General features: G+C 70.0%; 14 protein-coding genes. 4 read left to right on the forward strand and 10 right to left on the reverse strand.

The window, feature by feature from the left end; all coding sequences use genetic code 11:
• The first annotated feature begins 105 nt into the window (after nt 1-105).
• Nucleotides 106-2,112: a CocE/NonD family hydrolase gene (locus IG54_RS0114670; protein ID WP_030782762.1), complete on the forward strand. Its 2,007-nt coding sequence runs from the start codon at nt 106-108 to the stop codon at nt 2,110-2,112.
• Nucleotides 2,113-2,400: 288 nt separating this feature from the next.
• Here the strand turns inward: IG54_RS0114670 and IG54_RS0114675 are convergent, their stop codons facing one another.
• Entirely contained in the window at nt 2,401-3,237 is an 837-nt protein-coding gene (locus tag IG54_RS0114675; RefSeq protein ID WP_030782769.1) for an HAD family hydrolase, read from the reverse strand.
• 270 nt (nt 3,238-3,507) lie between these two features.
• Here IG54_RS0114675 and IG54_RS37965 point away from each other — a divergent pair, with 270 nt between their 5' ends.
• Nucleotides 3,508-3,948: an SUKH-3 domain-containing protein gene (locus IG54_RS37965; protein WP_078594100.1), complete on the forward strand. Its 441-nt coding sequence runs from the start codon at nt 3,508-3,510 to the stop codon at nt 3,946-3,948.
• A 41-nt stretch (nt 3,949-3,989) separates the two neighbouring features.
• The gene (locus IG54_RS40250) at nt 3,990-5,417 is read left to right on the forward strand and encodes an SUKH-3 domain-containing protein (protein WP_078594102.1); all 1,428 of its coding nucleotides are present in this window, start codon (nt 3,990-3,992) and stop codon (nt 5,415-5,417) included.
• A 244-nt stretch (nt 5,418-5,661) separates the two neighbouring features.
• On the opposite strand, the gene IG54_RS0114690 is transcribed toward IG54_RS40250, so the two are convergent.
• Nucleotides 5,662-5,925 carry a hypothetical protein gene (locus tag IG54_RS0114690; protein ID WP_030782779.1) on the reverse strand — a complete coding sequence of 88 codons (264 nt, stop codon included), beginning with the start codon at nt 5,923-5,925 and terminating at the stop codon, nt 5,662-5,664.
• Between the two features lie 242 nt (nt 5,926-6,167).
• Between IG54_RS0114690 and fahA the strand changes: the two genes are divergently transcribed.
• Complete coding sequence (gene fahA, locus IG54_RS0114695; RefSeq protein ID WP_078594104.1) at nt 6,168-7,487, forward strand: fumarylacetoacetase; 1,320 nt, start codon at nt 6,168-6,170, stop codon at nt 7,485-7,487.
• A 355-nt stretch (nt 7,488-7,842) separates the two neighbouring features.
• Here fahA and recQ read toward each other — a convergent pair whose 3' ends face one another.
• The 8 genes from recQ to nuoH form a co-directional block, all read right to left on the reverse strand.
• Nucleotides 7,843-9,822, reverse strand: coding sequence for a DNA helicase RecQ (gene recQ, locus IG54_RS0114700; protein ID WP_030782784.1), 1,980 nt, complete (start codon nt 9,820-9,822; stop codon nt 7,843-7,845).
• Nucleotides 9,823-10,075: 253 nt separating this feature from the next.
• The gene (nuoN, locus tag IG54_RS0114705) at nt 10,076-11,725 is read right to left on the reverse strand and encodes an NADH-quinone oxidoreductase subunit NuoN (RefSeq protein ID WP_030782788.1); all 1,650 of its coding nucleotides are present in this window, start codon (nt 11,723-11,725) and stop codon (nt 10,076-10,078) included.
• Nucleotides 11,722-13,293: an NADH-quinone oxidoreductase subunit M gene (locus IG54_RS0114710; RefSeq protein WP_030782791.1), complete on the reverse strand. Its 1,572-nt coding sequence runs from the start codon at nt 13,291-13,293 to the stop codon at nt 11,722-11,724. The genes nuoN and IG54_RS0114710 overlap by 4 nt, the downstream gene beginning before the upstream one ends.
• A 5-nt stretch (nt 13,294-13,298) precedes the next feature.
• Nucleotides 13,299-15,194: an NADH-quinone oxidoreductase subunit L gene (gene nuoL, locus IG54_RS0114715; RefSeq protein ID WP_030782794.1), complete on the reverse strand. Its 1,896-nt coding sequence runs from the start codon at nt 15,192-15,194 to the stop codon at nt 13,299-13,301.
• Nucleotides 15,195-15,204: 10 nt separating this feature from the next.
• Entirely contained in the window at nt 15,205-15,504 is a 300-nt protein-coding gene (nuoK, locus tag IG54_RS0114720; protein WP_030782797.1) for an NADH-quinone oxidoreductase subunit NuoK, read from the reverse strand.
• Nucleotides 15,501-16,340: an NADH-quinone oxidoreductase subunit J gene (locus tag IG54_RS0114725; protein ID WP_030782800.1), complete on the reverse strand. Its 840-nt coding sequence runs from the start codon at nt 16,338-16,340 to the stop codon at nt 15,501-15,503. The genes nuoK and IG54_RS0114725 overlap by 4 nt, the downstream gene beginning before the upstream one ends.
• Complete coding sequence (nuoI, locus tag IG54_RS0114730) at nt 16,337-17,044, reverse strand: NADH-quinone oxidoreductase subunit NuoI (protein WP_051819512.1); 708 nt, start codon at nt 17,042-17,044, stop codon at nt 16,337-16,339. Before nuoI ends, IG54_RS0114725 begins: the two co-directional genes overlap by 4 nt.
• Entirely contained in the window at nt 17,037-18,386 is a 1,350-nt protein-coding gene (gene nuoH / locus IG54_RS0114735) for an NADH-quinone oxidoreductase subunit NuoH (protein WP_234336171.1), read from the reverse strand. Before nuoH ends, nuoI begins: the two co-directional genes overlap by 8 nt.
• Nucleotides 18,387-18,422 lie beyond the last annotated feature (36 nt).

Consider the following 18,422-nt stretch of genomic DNA (forward strand, 5'->3'; position numbering starts at 1 on the left):
GGTGCTCACGGGCCTCGCCGTGATCGCGGGCCTCGCCATGACCGCGCTCGCGCCGTGGCTGGGCCGCACCCCGAACCTCGCACCCCGTCCACTGAGGTACCTCCCATGACGCACCTGAAGATCCGATCCGAAAGCGACTTCCCGTACGGGACGACGCACGAGGACGTCCGCGTACCCCTCGCCGACGGGACCACGCTCTTCGCGCGCGTGTGGCGCCCGGTGACCGACGAGCCCGTCCCGGTGCTCCTCGAATACCTCCCCTACCGCCTCAGCGACTGGACGGCGCCCCGCGACTGGCAGCGCCACCCCTGGTACGCGGGACACGGCTACGCCTCCGTGCGCGTCGATGTCCGCGGCCACGGCAACAGCGAGGGACTGCCCACCGACGAGTACTCCGCGCAGGAGCTGGCCGACGGCGTGGAGGTGGTGAACTGGCTGGCCGCGCAGGACTGGTCGACCGGCAAGGTCGGCATGTTCGGCATCTCCTGGGGTGGCTTCAACTCCCTCCGGATCGCGGCCCTCGCGCCCGAGCCGCTCAAGGCGATCGTCACCGTCTGCTCGGCGGACGACCGCTACGACAACGACGCGCACTACATGGGCGGTTCCGTCCTCGCGGCGGGCATGCACGCGTGGGCCGCGACGATGCTCGCCTTCGTGGCGCGCCCGCCGGACCCGTACTTCGTCGGCGACGCGTGGCGCGAGATGTGGCTGACGCGCCTCGAAGCCGTCGAGCCGTTCCTCCACACCTGGCTGAGCCACCAGACCCGCGACGACTACTGGCGGCACGGCAGCGTCTGCGAGGACTACTCCGCGATCGGAGCCGCGGTCCTCGCGGTCGGCGGCTGGCACGACCCGTACCGGGACACGGTCCTGCGCCTGGTCGAACACCTCCCGGACGACCGGGTACGGGGACTGATCGGCCCGTGGTCGCACCAGTACCCCGACCGGGGCCTGCCGCCCGGCCCGGCGATCGGCTTCCTCCAGGAGACGCTGCGCTGGTGGGACCACCACCTCAAGGGCGTCGACACGGGCATCATGGCCGAGCCGAAGCTCCGCTCCTGGATCAGCGACTCGCACCCGCCGGCGACGGTCTACCCGGAGCTGCGCGGCGGCTGGGTCGGCGACCCCGCCTGGCCCTCCCCGAACGTCACCCCCACCACCTACGCCCTCCAGGGCACCCCCCAGCCGGTCGACTCCCCGCAGCACACCGGCCTGGACGCGGGCCGCTTCCTCCCCTTCGGCAACGACGCCGACCTGCCGCCCGATCAGCGGGCCGAGGACGCCAAGTCGGCGTGCTTCGAATTCGAGGTCCCCGCGGAAGTACGGATCCTCGGGCGCCCCAAGGTGACCCTGCGGCTGCGGATGGACGTGCCCTTCGGCCAGGCGATCGCCCGCCTGTGCGACATCGCGCCGGACGGTTCGTCCACGCTCGTCACCCGGGGCGTGCTGAACCTCTCCGCCCGGCACGGCAGGGACCGCGCGGACGCGTGGCCGCTCGGCGCCACCGAGGACGTGACCTTCGACCTCAACGGCATCGGCCACACCTTCCCCCCGGGCAACCGCATCCGTCTCTCAATCTCCTCCGCGTACTGGCCGTGGATCTGGCCGCAGGCGGACTCGGCCGGCTTCACCCTGGACCCGGTCGGCAGCTCCCTGGAACTGCCGGTGCGCACCGGCGACTTGGACCCGACGATCACCTTCGAACCCCCCGAGCAGGCCGAACCGCTCGGCGTGATCCACCCGGCGACACTCGACGAGGAGCGCCCCGAACGTCTGGTCGTACGCGATGTGGCCAAGGGCGAGTGGCGCCTGGAGGTCGACCCGCGCTACGGCGGTACGCGCGTGTACCCCGACGGCCTGGAGTCCACCGAGGACGCCGTGGAGACGTACACGATCCACGAGAAAGACCCCCTGAGCGCCCGCACCCACTCCGCCTGGACGATCCGCCTGCACCGCCCCGAACTCGCCTGGGACACGAGGATCGAGACGCACTCGGAGATCACCTGCGACGCGGCGGACTTCATCACGACGAACGAGGTCATCTGCCGGGACGGCACCGAGGTGGTCTTCCACCGCACGTGGGAACGGCGGATTCCGCGGATGGCGGGGTAGGGCGGGCGGGGAGGCGGATCGACGGGTCGGCAGGTCGTCAGGGCGCAGGTCGTCAGGTCACAGATCGGCAGATCGGCAGGCCAGCAGGGAGACCCGGCGGGCGCGAGCCGGGAATGGCGCGATCACGGAATCGGGCGGGTCGACACGCCCGGCGCGCGCGCCCGGCAACTCGCTTCCGCCCTACGGGAGCTGGCCACGACCGGGCGCGCTCTGGCCTAGGTGTACGCCCCCTCGCCGTGCCGGCCGCGTTGCTCCACCCGCGCGTCGACGAACGAGCCGTGGGCGCCCTCAGCTCCGGGCGTCCGTGGCGCCCTGGGCGGCCGCGAGTAACCCCTCCAGGAAGACCGCGACCCCGTCCTCCTCGTTCGACCGGGTCAATTCGTCCGCCACCGCCTTGAGTTCGCTGTGGGCGTTGGCCATCGCCACGCCGTGGGCCGCCCACCGGAACATGGGGATGTCGTTCGGCATGTCACCGAAGGCGACCGTGTCGGCGGCCGTCAGGCCCATGCGCCCGGCGGCCAGCGCGAGGCCGGTCGCCTTGGTCACCCCGCACGGTTGCAGCTCCACGGTGCCGGGCCCCGACATCGTCACCGTGGCGAGCGAGTCGACCGCCCCGCGCGCCACCTCCGCCAACTCGTCGTCCGTCAACGTCGGATGCCGGACAAGCACCTTGCTGATGGGCACCTCCCAGAGCACGTCACGTCCGGGCACGCGGACCGCGGGGAGCGTGGGGTGCGGCATCTCGTAGCCGGGCTCGATCAGCGTGAGGCCGTCGACGCCGTCCTGGTCGACGGCCGCGAAGACCTGCCCGACCTCCGCCTCGATCTTCCCGAGCGCGACCTCGGCCAGCTCGCGGTCGAGCGTCACCGACCACACCATGCGGTGCGCCCCGGCGTCGTAGAGCTGCGCCCCCTGCCCGCAGACGGCGAGACCGGCATAGCCGAGATCGCCGAGAAGCGACCGCACGCGCGGCGCGGGCCGCCCCGTCACCACGAGGTGCCGCGCGCCCCCCTCACCCGCGGCGGCCAGCGCCCGCCGCGACCGGTCCGAAACCGTGTCGTCGCCGCGCAGCAGCGTCCCGTCCAGGTCAGTGGCGATAAGTGCATATGCGAGGGGAGCGGCCATGATCCAGAGAATACGGATCCTGAGCCGCGCCGGAAGCGGCTTGGCAAGGCCCGTGCGGGAGGAGGGAGGTGGGAGCCATCAGGGTTCACCAGAAAGTGGAACCTCTCATTCCGCAGAACGGACTTGGCGGGGCGCGCGAGCCGGGGGCCCGACGCCGGGTGATCCGCATCGGGTGATCGCACCGGGTGATCCGCACCGGGTGCGCAAGCTCGCCAAGGACCTGCATGACTTCCGACTTGGACGACTCAGCATCAGAGCGGTGAGCTAGAGATGAGTGATGAGAAACCACGGCGTTGGTCCGCGGTGACCGACCGCGTGCTGCGGAGAGCGGGATGGAGCCCGGGCCGCTCGGTTCCCACAGCACAGTGGGAATCCGTACTGCTCGAAGCGGCCGACTTTGACATTCATGAGGCGGCCCGCCGCTTCCTTGCTGAGTTCGGCGGCTTGGAGGTCATCAGGGAGCCGGACCACGCCAAGGGCTGGCGTCAGTTCCAGTTGGATCCGCTCCTGGCCAAGTGGGACAGCGTGATCTTCGAAGAGCTGAGCGAGGAGGCCGGCGCCGACCTCTTTCCCCTCGGAATGGCGGATCACCGAAACTTCTACTTGGGCATGGCCCCAGGTGGTGCGGTCTACGTAGGAACGGACTACCTGAGCCTTTTGGCGGACAGCCCCGACGGCGCCCTGGAGAAGCTCATCCGAGGGACGCCGTAACAGCCGACGCCCCTCTCGGATACGACTCGCACTGGTGGCCCATGAACGACAGGACGCGGTATTGGTCCGCAGGGACCGAGCAGATCTTGCGTAAGGCGGGCTGGCACCCCGGCCGTGAGGTGTCCACCGAGGAGTGGCGGCGGGCGCTGCTGGGACGCGGCGGGATCGACATGTCCGCGGCGGCCCGGGGGTTCCTGGCCGAGTTCGGGGGCCTGGTCGTCGCGGGGGACGCCGGACGGTTCCGGATCGACCCGCTCACGGCCGACTGGGACGACAAGGTCTTCGACGTGCCGGGCGAGGGCTCACCGGCGTACCTCTACCCCGTCGGCGCCACGGACCGTGGTGACGGCGTGGGCGTGGCTCCGAGTGGAGCGGTCTACATCGGCCGGGAGAGCGTGCGGCTGCTCGCGCCGTCCCTCGGCGAGGCGTTGGACAGGCTCGTGTCGGGCGAGGGCGAGGGCGAGGGCGGGGGCGGGGACGCGGGAACGTACGGGAGAACGGGTACCGGAAAGGGCGGCGGGCCCGAACTCCGCTCCCGATGGTCCGCGTTGACCAAACGTGTACTCCGGTCATCCGGCTGGGATCCGGACCGCTGGGTTCTCCGGCCGGAGTGGGAGAGCGAGCTGCGGGAGCGCGGTTTCCCGGTCCATGAGGCGGCCCGGCGGTTCCTCGCCGAGTTCGGCGGGCTACGGACCGACGAGTGGACGCCAGGACCGGTCATGCCTCAGTCGCCGTACCGCTTCGATCCGCTCTCCGTACCGATGGAGATCGAGGCCTTCGCCAGGTTCAGCGACACGGCCGGGGAGGACCTCTGCCCCATCGGCCGGGCGGACAACGGTGACAGCTATCTGGGCATGGCCGCGAACGGCGCGGTGTATGTCGGCACCGACCGCGCCGAGCTGCTCGCGGACAACGGCTACGACGCCGTGGAGAAGCTCGTGATGGAGCGCCGCACCGATGCCCCGCTGCCGTTCGTCCTGGTGGGGGGCCACCTCGTGCTCCCCCACAGCTCCGCGCACGACCTGAGCGCGGAGATCGGGACCCGGTGGTCCGCCGAGACCGACCGCGTACTGAGGCTCGCGGGGTGGTGCCCCGGCCGGTCCGTCTCCACGGAGGAGTGGGAGCGGAGACTGCACGCGGCCGACGAGGACTTCGAGATCCACGAGGCCGCGCGGGGCTTCCTGCGGGAGTTCGGCGGTCTGGAGATCCACCAGCGCGGCCCCGGGCGGACGGCAGCGCGCTCTCCGTTCCGGCTCGATCCACTGGTGGCCGAGTGGGACTGCGAGATCTTCGACGACCTGGGCGAGCGGGCGGGGAAGTACCTCTACCCCATCGGCGGGATCGGCCGCGGTGTCTCCTACCTCGGCATGGCCGTGGACGGCACCGTCCATGCCGGCATGGACAACGTGGAGTTTCTGGCGGAGACGGGCGACGAGGCCTTGAGGAAGCTCATCGAGGGGGTCCGGTAGCCCGGTGATCCGGCGCAGTGGTCCGGCACAGTGGTCCGGCACGGTGGTCCGGCGCAGTGGTCCGGCACTGTGGTTCGACACGGAGCTTCCGTCAGCCAGTTCTCCGCACCGAGCGGCACCCTCACCTGCATGCCCGAACGGCACCCTCACCCGCACGCCCGAGCGGCACCCTCACCCCAACACCCGCGCACATGCCCGTCCCCCGGCCTCGGTGACGCGAACCGTGTGCCCCACACCAACCGCATCACCGGCCCCTACGACGCACCGCCAGCATGCCGGTGAAGGATGGGCCCGGTATGGACGAGGCACAGCCCGCGCCCAGCCTCGGCGTGCCGCGGCTCACCGCGAGGCGGGCGCGCAGGGCGTTGCCGATGCAGTAGCGGCCCCGCAGCCACCACGCGCCGAGCGGCCCCAGGACGCGCCGGACCAGGAAGTGCCGGACCAGGAAGTGCCGCGCCTGCGGCGGCAGACGGCGGTACAGGCTGGCGTGGTAGCTGATCGCGTACATGACCAGGCCCTACCGAAGGACGGCCCGGTGCGGAACTTCGGTTGCCACCAGGGGAGTTCACCGAAGGGAAGACCCACCCCGCCCGTGTCCACCAAGAAACGCTGAGGCAAAAGACGCTAAAGGCCTAATTGCCCCCTCCAGTAAGGCCTATCCGGACATTACGAACTCTTTAGGCACTGCCGAAACAGGGGACTACACACGTAACGTGTGGCACACCCCTATGGAAAGCGAGGCAGGTACGCATGTCCGAGCAGACCCCGCTCGACCCGGCCGCCGGTGACACCCCCGGCCTCCCCGAGAGCGACTCCATCGGCCTCTCCGAGGGCGACCCCTTCGGCCTGCCCGAGGGCGATCCCTTCGGACCGCACAACCTCCCCTACGGCGTGTTCTCCCTGGCCGGGGAGCGCACCGACCAGCGCAGGGTCGGCGTACGACTCGGCTCGTACGTCCTGGACGCGGGCGCCGCCGCCGCCGCGCTCGGCTCCCCCTACGTGTCCCTCCTCGCCCGGCCCACCCTGAACGCTCTCCTCTCCGCGGGCCGCACCGCCTGGTCCGACGTGCGGCGCGCCCTGACGGCGTGGGTGACCGTCCCGTCCTACCGGGATTCCGTACGCCCCCTGCTGCACCCCCTCTCCGACGTCACCCTGCACCTGCCGTTCGAGGTAGCGGACTACGTCGACTTCTACGCCTCGGAGAACCACGCGACGAACCTGGGCAGGATGTTCCGCCCGGACTCGCCGACGCCGCTCACCCCCAACTGGAAGCACCTGCCCATCGGTTACCACGGCCGGTCCGGCACCGTCGTGGTCTCCGGGACGGACGTGGTGCGCCCCTCGGGCCAGCGCAAGGCACCCTCCGACGCCGCCCCCGTCTTCGGCCCCTCGGTCCGCCTCGACATCGAGGCGGAGGTCGGCTTCGTGGTCGGCGCCCCCTCGACGCACGGAACTCCCGTGCCCCTCGCCGACTTCCGCGAGCACGTCTTCGGCCTCACCCTCCTCAACGACTGGTCGGCGCGCGACATCCAGGCCTGGGAGTACGTCCCTCTCGGCCCGTTCCTCGGCAAGTCCTTCGCCACCTCGGTCTCCGCCTGGATCACCCCTCTCGACGCACTGGACGCGGCCCGGGTCGCGCCCCCGGAGCGCACGCACCAGCTGCTGCCCTACCTGGACGACTCCGCCGAGTCGGCCACGGATGAGCCCGGCGGCTACGACCTGCGCATGACGGTCACACTCAACGGCCACGTCATCTCCGAGCCGCCCTTCTCCACCGTGTACTGGACGGCCGCGCAGCAGCTCGCGCACATGACGGTCAACGGCGCCTCCCTGCGCACCGGTGACCTGTACGGCTCGGGCACGGTCAGCGGCCCCTCGGCCGGTCAGTACGGCTCACTGATTGAGATCACCTGGAACGGCCGGGACCCCCTCGAACTCCCCGACGGCAAGCGGACGTTCCTGGAGGACGGCGACGAGGTCACGCTCTCGGCGTGGGCCCCGGGGCCGGACGGCACCAAGGTGGGCCTCGGCGAGGTGACGGGCCGGATCGTGGCGGCGCGGGCGCGGTAGAACCACCTCGCGGCGATTCGGTCGCGGGGCGGCGCGATAGAGCCACCTCGCGGCGCGATCCCTTCGCGGGGCGGCGCCGCCGAGCCCGGCGCCACCCCGCGGCCAGCACGGCCCCGCGGCCCGGACGGCCCGCGACCAGCACGGCCCCGCGACAGCTCCTCCCGCGACCAGCACGGCCTGCGGCCCGGGCGGCCCCGCGACCAGCACGGCCCGCGGACACCACGGCCCCGCGGCCAGGACCGCCCTCCCGCCCAGTCGGCCCGTGAAGGCGGCCCGTGAAGGCGGCACCGTCAAGGCGGCCCTGCCAACCCTGCCCGCCAAGTCCGCCCCGTCACGACAGCTGCCAGGGCCGACCTCAGGACGTCCAGTCCGGCTCCTCCTCGTCCCCCCAGCCCAACTCGGCGTCCCCGCCCGGCGCCGCCGACCGCGGGCCACCGGGGGAAGCCTCCCCGGCGGGCGGCACATCCCCTCCGGGCGCCCCGCCCGCACCCGCGAACTCCGCGACGACCCCGACCACCCCCTCGCCATACGTCGCCCGCTTCTTCTCGCCCACCCCGCTGATGCCCGCGAGGTCCCCCACAGACGTGGGCCGCAGTGTGGCGATCTCGCGCAGCGTCGCGTCGTGGAAGATCACATAGGCGGGGACGCCCTGCTCCTTGGCCTGGGCGCCGCGCCAGGCACGCAGCGCCTCGAAGACCGGCACCGCCTCCGGGGGCAGCTCGGCGACCGCTGCCGCCGCCTTCGCCTTGCGCTCACCCTTCGCGGCCCGCGCGGCCGGGGCCCGCTTCGGCTCCTTGCGCAGCCGCACCTCGCGCTCCCGGCCGAGGACGGAACCGCTCGTCTCGGTGAGCACCAGCGTGCCGTACTCCCCCTCGACCGCGAGCAGGCCCTGCGCCAGCAACTGCCGCACCACACCCCGCCATTCGGCCTCGGCCAGCTCCTCGCCGATGCCGAAGACCGAGAGCTGGTCGTGGTCGAACTGGATGACCTTCGCGGTCTTCTTGCCGAGCAGGATGTCGATGATCTGGCCCGCGCCGAACTTCTGGCCGCGCTCACGCTGAAGGCGCACCACCGTGGAGAGCACCTTCTGCGCCGCGACCGTGCCGTCCCAGGTCTCGGGCGGGGCGAGGCACGTGTCGCAGTTCCCGCACGACTGCGGCGCCTCCTGGCCGAAGTACGTCAGCAGCTGGGCCCGGCGGCAGCGCGCGGTCTCGCAGAGCGCCAGCATCGAGTCCAGGTGGGAGGCGGCCCGGCGCCGGAACGCCTCGTCGCCCTCGCCGCCCTGGATCAGCTTGCGCTGCTGGACGACGTCCTGAAGGCCGTACGCCATCCAGGCCGTCGAGGGCAGGCCGTCGCGGCCCGCGCGGCCCGTCTCCTGGTAGTACCCCTCGACCGACTTGGGCAGGTCGAGGTGGGCGACGAAGCGGACGTCCGGCTTGTCGATGCCCATGCCGAAGGCGATCGTGGCGCAGACGACGAGGCCTTCCTCCCGCAGGAAGCGGGACTGGTGGCGCGCGCGTGTGCCGCCGTCGAGCCCCGCGTGGTACGGGACCGCCTCGATGCCGTTGTGGCACAGGAACTCGGCGGTCTTCTCCACCGAGTTCCGCGAGAGGCAGTAGACGATGCCGGCGTCGCCCGCGTGCTCCTCCTTCAGGAAGGACAGGAGCTGCTTCTTCGGCTCGGCCTTGGGCACGATGCGGTACTGGATGTTGGGCCGGTCGAAGCTCGCCACGAAGTGCTTGGCGTCCGGCATGCCGAGCCGCTCGGTGATCTCCCGGTGCGTGGCGTGCGTGGCCGTCGCCGTCAGCGCGATGCGCGGGACGTCCGGCCAGCGCTGGCCGAGCACGGAGAGCGCCAGGTAGTCGGGCCGGAAGTCGTGCCCCCACTGCGCGACGCAGTGTGCCTCGTCGATGGCGAAGACGGAGATCTTGCCGCGCGAGAGGAGGTCCAGGGTGGCGTCCAGGCGCAGCCGCTCCGGAGCGAGATAGAGCACGTCCAGCTCGCCCGCGAGGAACTCGGCCTCCATCACGCGCCGCTCGTCGAAGTCCTGCGTGGAGTTGATGAACCCGGCGCGGACACCGGCCGCCCGCAGCGCGTCCACCTGGTCCTGCATGAGTGCGATGAGCGGGGACACCACCACGCCCGTGCCCGGTCTGACCAGGGCCGGGATCTGATAGCAGAGGGACTTGCCGCCGCCGGTGGGCATGAGGACGACGGCGTCACCGCCGGCCACCACGTGGTCGATGACCGCTTCCTGCTCGCCGCGGAAGGCGTCGTACCCGAAGACGCGGTGGAGCGTGCGCAGCGCGTCGCTCTGCGTCACCCCGCCGGTCATCGTCCCGGTCGCTCCGCCCGGCGCCGATACCGAAGCCGTCACCTCGCTCATGCCCTTGGTCCCATCCATCGCCCTGTCCCCCGCCGTACGTCCTGCCTCGGTCACCGCTCCGGTCGCTGCCCCGACCACTGCCCCCACGATAGGGCCCCGCACCGACAGCCCGAGAAGTTATCCACAGGCCACCGCCCGGCATCCCCAGATCGGGATGCCGGGCGGGCGACACACAGACGCGACACACAGACGAACGGGCGGGTTACCGGACGAAGACCCCCGCCTGCCCCGCCAGATCCAGGAAGTACTGCGGGGCCACACCGAGCACCAGCGTCACCGCGACACCCACGCCGATCGCCGTCATGGTCAGCGGCGAGGGCACGGCGACCGTGGGGCCGTCCGCCTTGGGCTCGCTGAAGAACATGAGCACGATCACACGGATGTAGAAGAACGCGGCGATCGCCGACGACAGCACACCGACCACGACCAGCGCGCCCGCGCCGCCCTCCGCCGCCGCCTTGAAGACCGCGAACTTCCCGGTGAACCCGGAGGTCAGCGGGATGCCCGCGAAGGCCAGCAGGAAGACCGCGAAGACCGCGGCGACCAAGGGAGACCTGCGCCCGAGCCCCGCCCACTTCGACAGGTGCGTGGCCTCGCCCCCCGCGTCGCGCACCAGGGTGACCACGGCGAAGGCGCCGATCGTCACGAAGGAGTACGCCGCCAGGTAGAAGAGCACCGAGGAGACGCCGTCCGGGGTGGTGGCCACGACACCGGCGAGGATGAAGCCCGCGTGGGCGATGGACGAGTACGCGAGGAGCCGCTTGATGTCGGTCTGCGTGATGGCGACGATCGCGCCGCCCAGCATCGTGATGATCGCGATGCCCCACATGACCGGCCGCCAGTCCCAGCGCAGGCCCGGCAGGACCACGTACAGCAGGCGCAGGAGGGCGCCGAACGCGGCCACCTTCGTCGCCGCCGCCATGAAGCCGGTGACCGGAGTCGGCGCTCCCTGGTAGACGTCGGGGGTCCACATGTGGAACGGCACCGCGCCCACCTTGAAGAGCAGCCCCATGACGACCATCGCGACGCCGATCAGTAGCAGCGCGTCATTGCCCATGGTGTCGGCGAGGGCCGGGTCCATCGTCGAGATGTCGCCCTCGACGACGTTCGCGATCGTCGCGTACGACACCGAGCCCGCGTACCCGTACAGGAGCGCGATGCCGAAGAGCGTGAACGCGGAGGCGAACGCGCCGAGCAGGAAGTACTTGACGGCGGCTTCCTGCGACATGAGGCGCTTGCGGCGGGCAAGCGCGCACAGCAGGTACAGCGGCAGGGAGAAGACCTCCAGCGCGATGAAGAGCGTCAGGAGGTCGTTCGCCGCGGGGAAGACGAGCATGCCGCCGATGGCGAAGAGCGCCAGCGGGAACACCTCGGTGGTGGTGAACCCGGCCTTCGTGGCGGCCTGTTCGCCCTCGCTGCCCGGCACGGCCCCGGCCTGCGCGACGAAGGAGTCCACGCGGTTGCCGTGCGTCACCGGGTCGAGCCGCCGCTCCGCGAAGGTGAAGACGGCGACGAGCCCGGCGAGCAGGATGGTGCCCTGGAGGAAGAGCGCGGGTCCGTCGACCGCGATCGCGCCCATCGCCGCGATCTGCGCCTTCGTCGTACCGAATCCGCGGGCCGCGAGCCCGACCACGGCGGCGAAGGCCGCGGTGAGGGCTACGACGGTCACGAACAGCTGGACGTAGTAACGGGACTTGCGCGGGACGAAGGCTTCGATGAGCACTCCGAGGACGGCCGCGCCGATGACGATCAACGTCGGCGACAACTGCCCGTACTCGATCTTGGGCGCGTCGATCTTGTCGATCGGATCGGCGGCCATTGTCCACAGGCTGTGGACGGCTGATGCGCTCACTTGGCCGCCTCCACCTCGGGCTCGGGGTCCTTCTGCTGTACGTCGGACATGGTGTGCTTGACCGCCGGGTTCACCAGCTCGGTGAGCGGCTTCGGGTAGACCCCGAGGCCGATCAGGAGCGCGATCAGCGGGGCGACGACGAGCAGTTCACGCACCCGCAGGTCCGGCATGGCCGAGACCTCCGGCTTCACGGGGCCCGTCATCGTCCGCTGGTAGAGGACGAGGGTGTAGAGCGCGGCGAGCACGATACCGAGGGTCGCGACGATCCCGGCCACCGGATAGCGCGCGAACGCGCCGACCAGGACGAGGAATTCACTCACGAAGGGCGCGAGCCCCGGCAGCGAGAGCGTGGCCAGGCCGCCGATCAGGAAGGTGCCCGCGAGCACCGGGGCGACTTTCTGCACCCCTCCGTAGTCGGCAATCAGACGCGAGCCGCGCCGCGAGATCAGGAAACCGGCCACCAGCATCAGCGCGGCGGTCGAGATTCCATGGTTGACCATGTAGAGCGTCGCGCCCGACTGGCCCTGCGAGGTCATCGCGAAGATGCCGAGCACGATGAACCCGAAGTGCGAGATCGACGCGTACGCCACCAGGCGCTTGATGTCGCGCTGGCCGACCGCGAGCAGCGCGCCGTAGATGATGCTGATCAGTGCGAGTACGACGATGACGGGCGTCGCCCACTTGCTCGCCTCCGGGAAGAGCCCGAGGCAGAACCGCAGCATCGCGAACGTGCCGACCTTGTCGACCACCGCCGTGATCAGCACGGCGACCGGGGCCGTGGACTCCCCCATCGCGTTCGGCAGCCAGGTGTGCAGCGGCCACAGCGGCGCCTTCACCGCGAAGGCGAAGAAGAAGCCGAGGAAGAGCCACCGCTCGGTGCTGGTCGCCATGTCGAGCGTGCCGTTGGCGCGGGCCTCGGCGATCTCCTGGAGCGAGAAGTTCCCCGCCACTACGTAGAGCCCGATCACCGCGGCCAGCATGATGAGGCCGCCGACGAGGTTGTAGAGCAGGAACTTCACTGCCGCGTAACTGCGTTGCGCCGAGGCGTTCTCGTCGCTGCCCGCGTGGGCGCGGTCCCCGAAGCCGCCGATGAGGAAGTACATCGGGATGAGCATGGCTTCGAAGAAGATGTAGAAGAGGAAGACGTCGGTGGCCTCGAAGGAGATGATCACCATCGCCTCGACGGCCAGGATCAGGGCGAAGAAGCCCTGCGTCGGCCGCCACCGGGACGACTTGGTTTCGAGGGGATCGGCGTCGTGCCACCCCGCCAGGATGATGAACGGGATCAGCAGCGCGGTGAGTCCGATGAGCGCGACGCCGATGCCGTCGACCCCCAGTTCGTACCGGACCCCGAAGTCCGCGATCCACGCGCGTGACTCGGTGAGTTGATAGCGGTCGCCGTCCGGGTCGAACCGCACGAGCACGGTCACGGCCAGGGCCAGCGTGGCGAGTGAGACGAGCAGCGCGAGCCACTTGGCGGCGGACCGCCGGGCGGCCGGAACGGCTGCCGTGGCGATCGCGCCGACCGCGGGCAGCGCCGCCGTCGCTGTCAGCAGAGGAAAGGACATCGGTATCAGACCGCCCTCATCAGCAGGGTCGCCGCGATGAGTACCGCAGCGCCGCCGAACATCGAGACCGCGTAGGAGCGGGCGTAGCCGTTCTGGAGTTTGCGCAGCCGTCCGGAGAGGCCGCCCATCGAGGCCGCCGTGCCGTTGACGACCCCGTCGACCAGGGTGTGGTCGACGTACACCAGGGAGCGCGTGAGGTGCTCGCCGCCGCGCACCAGGACGACGTGGTTGAAGTCGTCCTGGAGGAGGTCGCGGCGGGCGGCCCGGGTGAGCAGCGAGCCGCGCGGGGCGGTGACCGGGACGGGCCTGCGCCCGTACTGGACGTAGGCCAGGGCGACGCCGATGACCAGGACGACCATGGTGGCTCCGGTGACCGTGGCGGCGCTCAGCGGGGAGTCGCCGTGGTCGTGGCGGGTGACCGGCTCCAGCCAGTGCGTGAAGCGGTCGCCGATGCTGAAGAAGCCGCCCGCGAAGACCGACCCGAAGGCGAGGACGATCATCGGGATCGTCATGGATGTGGGCGACTCGTGGGGGTGCGGTTCGTTGCCGTCGGCGTCCGGCTGCCAGCGCTTGTCCCCGAAGAAGGTCATGAGCATTACGCGCGTCATGTAGTACGCGGTGATGGCCGCGCCGAGGAGCGCCACCGACCCGAGGATCCAGCCCTCCGTGCCGCCCTTGGCGAACGCCGCCTCGATGATCTTGTCCTTGGAGAAGAAGCCGGACAGGCCAGGGAAGCCGATGATCGCGAGATAGCCGAGCCCGAAGGTGACGAAGGTGACCGGCATGTACTTCCTGAGGCCGCCGTACTTCCTCATGTCCACCTCGTCGTTCATGCCGTGCATGACCGATCCGGCGCCGAGGAAGAGCCCCGCCTTGAAGAAGCCGTGCGTCACCAGGTGCATGATCGCGAAGACGTAGCCGATGGGGCCGAGGCCGGCGGCCAGGATCATGTAGCCGATCTGGGACATCGTCGAGCCCGCGAGGGCCTTCTTGATGTCGTCCTTCGCGCAACCGACGATCGCACCGAACAGGAGCGTGACCGCTCCGACGACCGTGACGGCGAGCTGTGCGTCCGGGGCGCCGTTGAAGATCGCTCCGGAGCGGACGATGAGGTAGACACCTGCGGTCACCATCGTGGCGGCGTGGATGAGGGCCGAGACCGGGGTCGGGCCCTCCATCGCGTCACCGAGCCAGGACTGGAGCGGCACCTGCGCGGACTTGCCGCACGCGGCGAGCAGCAGCATCAGGCCGATGGCGGTGAGCTTGCCCTCGCCGGTCTCACCCGTCGCCTCCAGGACGGGCCCGAAGGCGAACGTCCCGAAGGTGGTGAACATCAGCATGATCGCGATCGACAGGCCCATGTCGCCGACGCGGTTGACCAGGAAGGCCTTCTTCGCGGCGGTGGCGGCGCTGGGCTTGTGCTGCCAGAAGCCGATCAGGAGGTACGAGGCGAGACCGACGCCCTCCCAGCCGACGTACAGGAGGAGGTAGTTGTCGGCGAGGACGAGGAGGAGCATCGCCGCGAGGAAGAGGTTCAGGTAGCCGAAGAAGCGGCGGCGCCGCTCGTCGTGCTCCATGTACCCGATGGAGTAGATGTGGATCAGGGTGCCGACGCCGGAGATCAGCAGGACGAACGTCATCGACAGCTGGTCGAGCTGGAAGGCGACGTCCGCCTGGAAGCCCTCGACGGGGATCCAGCTGAACAGGTGCTGCGACAGGGCCCGCTCCTCGGCGCCCTTGCCCAGCATGTCCGAGAAGAGCACCACGGCCACGACGAAGGAGGCGGCCGCCAGCAGCGTGCCGAGCCAGTGGCCCGCGCGGTCCAACACCCGCCCGCCGCACAGCAGTACGGCCGCTCCGAGCAGAGGCGCCGCGACGAGCAGCGCAATCAGGTTCTCCACTTTCAGCCCCTTACAGCTTCATCAGGCTGGCGTCGTCGACCGAGGCCGAGTGGCGGGAACGGAAGAGCGACACGATGATCGCGAGCCCGACCACGACCTCCGCGGCGGCGACGACCATCGTGAAGAAGGCGATGATCTGGCCGTCGAGGTTGCCGTGCATCCGGGAGAAGGCGACGAACGCGAGGTTGCAGGCGTTGAGCATCAGCTCGATGCACATGAAGACCACGATCGCGTTCCGCCTGATGAGTACGCCGCTCGCGCCGATCGCGAACAACAGGGCGGCGAGATAGAGGTAGTTGACGGGGTTCACTTCGACGCCTCCTCGGTCCGCCCGCTGCCGGTGCCGCGCAGGTCGGGCCGCTCCAGCCGGTCGGCGGAGCGCTGCTCCAGCGCCCGCAGGTCGTCCAGGGCCTCGCTCGACACGTCACGGATCTGGCCGCGCTCGCGCAGGGTCTTGTTGACCGTCAGCTCCGACGGGGTGCCGTCCGGGAGCAGGCCCGCGATGTCCACGGCGTTGTGCCGGGCGTACACCCCGGGGGCGGGGAGCGGCGGCAGGTGCTTGCCCTCGCGCACCCGCTCCTCGGACCGCTCGCGCTGGGTCTTGGCGCGCTCCGTGCGCTCCCGGTGGGTGAGCACCATCGCGCCGACCGTGGCGGTGATGAGCAGCGCACCGGTGATCTCGAAGGCGAAGACGTACTTGGTGAAGATGAGCCCCGCGAGGCCCTCCACATTGCCGCCGGCGTTCGCCTTGCCGAGGCCGTTGAACTCCTTCACCGAGGCGTTCCCGATGCCCGCGAAGAGCAGTACCGCGAAGCCGAGGCCGCACAGGGCGGCCAGCCAGCGCTGCCCCTTGATGGTCTCCTTCAGGGAGTCGGCGGCGGTGACGCCGACGAGCATGACCACGAAGAGGAAGAGCATCATGATCGCGCCGGTGTAGACGACGATCTGGACGATGCCCAGGAAGTACGCGCCGTTGGCGAGGTAGAAGACCGCCAGGATGATCATGGTCCCGGCGAGGCAGAGCGCGCTGTGCACGGCCTTCTTCATGAGGATCGTGCACAGGGCGCCGATCACGGCGACCGTGCCGAGGATCCAGAACTGGAAGGCCTCGCCCGTGGAGGTGGTGTAGGCGGCGAGCTGCGTCATCGGCGGATCACCTTCTCCGACCCCGGCCCGCCGGCCACCTTCCCGGAGGCCGGTTCGCCGTCCCCGAAGTCGGAGGCCGCCTCCTGGGGCGTCTCCCCCTTGGAGAGGGCCACTTGGGGAACCGTCCCGGGAGCGGCCTCGGTCACCAGGCCTCGGTAGTAGTCCTGCTCGTCCATGCCCGGGAAGATCGAGTGCGGACTTTCGACCATGCCCTCCTCGAGCCCGGCGAGCAGCTGCTCCTTGGTGTAGATGAGGCTCTCGCGGCTGCTGTCGGCCAGCTCGAACTCGTTCGTCATCGTCAACGCGCGCGTGGGGCACGCCTCGATGCACAGGCCGCACAGGATGCAGCGGGCGTAGTTGATCTGGTAGACGCGGCCGTACCGCTCACCGGGGGAGTACCGCTCCTCCTCCGTGTTGTCCGCGCCCTCCACGTAGATGGCGTCGGCGGGGCAGGCCCAGGCGCACAGCTCGCAGCCGACGCACTTCTCCAGGCCGTCCGGATGGCGGTTCAGCTGGTGCCTGCCGTGGAAGCGGGGAGCGGTGATCTTCTGCTGCTCCGGATACTGCTCGGTCAGCCGCTTCTTGAACATGGCCTTGAAGGTCACGCCGAAGCCCGCGACAGGGTTCTGGAACCCCTGCTTCGATTGGTTCGACTCGTGGGGTGAATCCGGCGATGCCGGTGATTCGTTGTTCGGCTCAGCCATCGGACGCCTCCTTTCCGTCACTTGGGGTTCCACCACTTCGACTTCCGTCACTTTGAGTATCCGACCCACCACTGACAATCAGCTCCCGCTCCTGGCGCGAGCGTCGGCGCGGGACGGGCGGCAGGCTCTGGCCGGGCAGTGGCGGCACCGGGAATCCGCCCGCCATCGGGTCGAAGGCGACCGGCTTCTCCTCGGCGGCGGCCTCCTTCTCCCGCTTGTCGCGGAAGATGTCGACGACCACGGAGAGCAACAGAAGCGCGATGACCCCGCCGCCCACATAGAGCGCGATCGAGGTGAAGTCGTAGTCCTCGTTCCGCATCGCCCTGACCGTGGCGACGAGCATCAGCCAGACGACCGAGACCGGGATGAGGACCTTCCAGCCGAGCTTCATCAGCTGGTCGTAGCGGACGCGTGGCAGCGTGCCGCGCAGCCAGATGAAGAAGAACAGCAGCAGCTGGACCTTGATCACGAACCAGAGCATCGGCCACCAGCCGTGGTTCGCGCCCTCCCAGAAGGTGCTGATCGGATACGGGGCCCGCCAACCGCCCAGGAAGAGCGTGACGGAGACCGCCGAGACGGTGACCATGTTGACGTACTCGGCCAGCATGAACAGCGCGAACTTGATGGAGGAGTACTCGGTGTTGAAGCCGCCGACGAGGTCACCCTCGGACTCCGGCATGTCGAACGGCGCGCGGTTGGTCTCACCGATCATCGTCACGATGTAGATGAGGAACGACACCGGCAGCAGGAGGACGTACCAGCGGTCGGCCTGCGCCTCCACGATCGCCGAGGTCGACATCGACCCGGAGTAGAGGAAGACGGAGGCGAACGCCGCGCCCATCGCGATCTCGTACGAGATCATCTGCGCGCAGGAGCGCAGACCGCCGAGGAGCGGATAGGTGGATCCGGAACTCCAACCCGCGAGCACGATGCCGTAGATGCCGACGGAGGCGACCGCGAGGATGTACAGCATCGCGATCGGCAGGTCGGTGAGCTGCATCGTCGTGCGCTGGCCGAAGATCGAGACTTCGTTGCCCGCGGGCCCGAAGGGGATCACGGCGATCGCCATGAAGGCCGGGATCGCCGCGACGATCGGCGCGAGGACGTAGACCACCTTGTCCGCGCGCTTGACGATGACGTCTTCCTTCAGCATCAGCTTGATGCCGTCGGCGAGGGACTGGAGCATGCCCCACGGGCCATGCCGGTTGGGGCCGATGCGCAGCTGCATCCACGCGACGACCTTGCGCTCCCACACGATGGAGAAGAGGACCGTCACCATCAGGAACGCGAAGCAGAAGACCGCCTTGAGGGCGATCAGCCACCAGGGGTCGCGGCCGAACATGGACAGGTCTTCCGCCGCAAGCGGCACCACGGTGTG

Origin of the sequence: Streptomyces sp. NRRL S-920 (assembly GCF_000717945.1) — a bacterium.
Lineage (GTDB): Bacteria > Actinomycetota > Actinomycetes > Streptomycetales > Streptomycetaceae > Streptomyces > Streptomyces alboniger.

Coding starts and splice junctions, on each gene's coding strand:
- IG54_RS0114670 (WP_030782762.1), top strand. CDS start 106: ATGACGCACCTGAAGATCCGATCCGAAAGCGACTTCCCGTACGGGACG.
- IG54_RS0114675 (WP_030782769.1), bottom strand. CDS start 3,237: ATGGCCGCTCCCCTCGCATATGCACTTATCGCCACTGACCTGGACGGG.
- IG54_RS37965 (WP_078594100.1), top strand. CDS start 3,508: ATGAGTGATGAGAAACCACGGCGTTGGTCCGCGGTGACCGACCGCGTG.
- IG54_RS40250 (WP_078594102.1), top strand. CDS start 3,990: ATGAACGACAGGACGCGGTATTGGTCCGCAGGGACCGAGCAGATCTTG.
- IG54_RS0114690 (WP_030782779.1), bottom strand. CDS start 5,925: ATGTACGCGATCAGCTACCACGCCAGCCTGTACCGCCGTCTGCCGCCG.
- fahA (WP_078594104.1), top strand. CDS start 6,168: ATGTCCGAGCAGACCCCGCTCGACCCGGCCGCCGGTGACACCCCCGGC.
- recQ (WP_030782784.1), bottom strand. CDS start 9,822: ATGACCGGCGGGGTGACGCAGAGCGACGCGCTGCGCACGCTCCACCGC.
- IG54_RS0114710 (WP_030782791.1), bottom strand. CDS start 13,293: ATGTCCTTTCCTCTGCTGACAGCGACGGCGGCGCTGCCCGCGGTCGGC.
- IG54_RS0114725 (WP_030782800.1), bottom strand. CDS start 16,340: ATGACGCAGCTCGCCGCCTACACCACCTCCACGGGCGAGGCCTTCCAG.
- nuoI (WP_051819512.1), bottom strand. CDS start 17,044: ATGGCTGAGCCGAACAACGAATCACCGGCATCGCCGGATTCACCCCAC.
- nuoH (WP_234336171.1), bottom strand. CDS start 18,386: ATGTTCGGCCGCGACCCCTGGTGGCTGATCGCCCTCAAGGCGGTCTTC.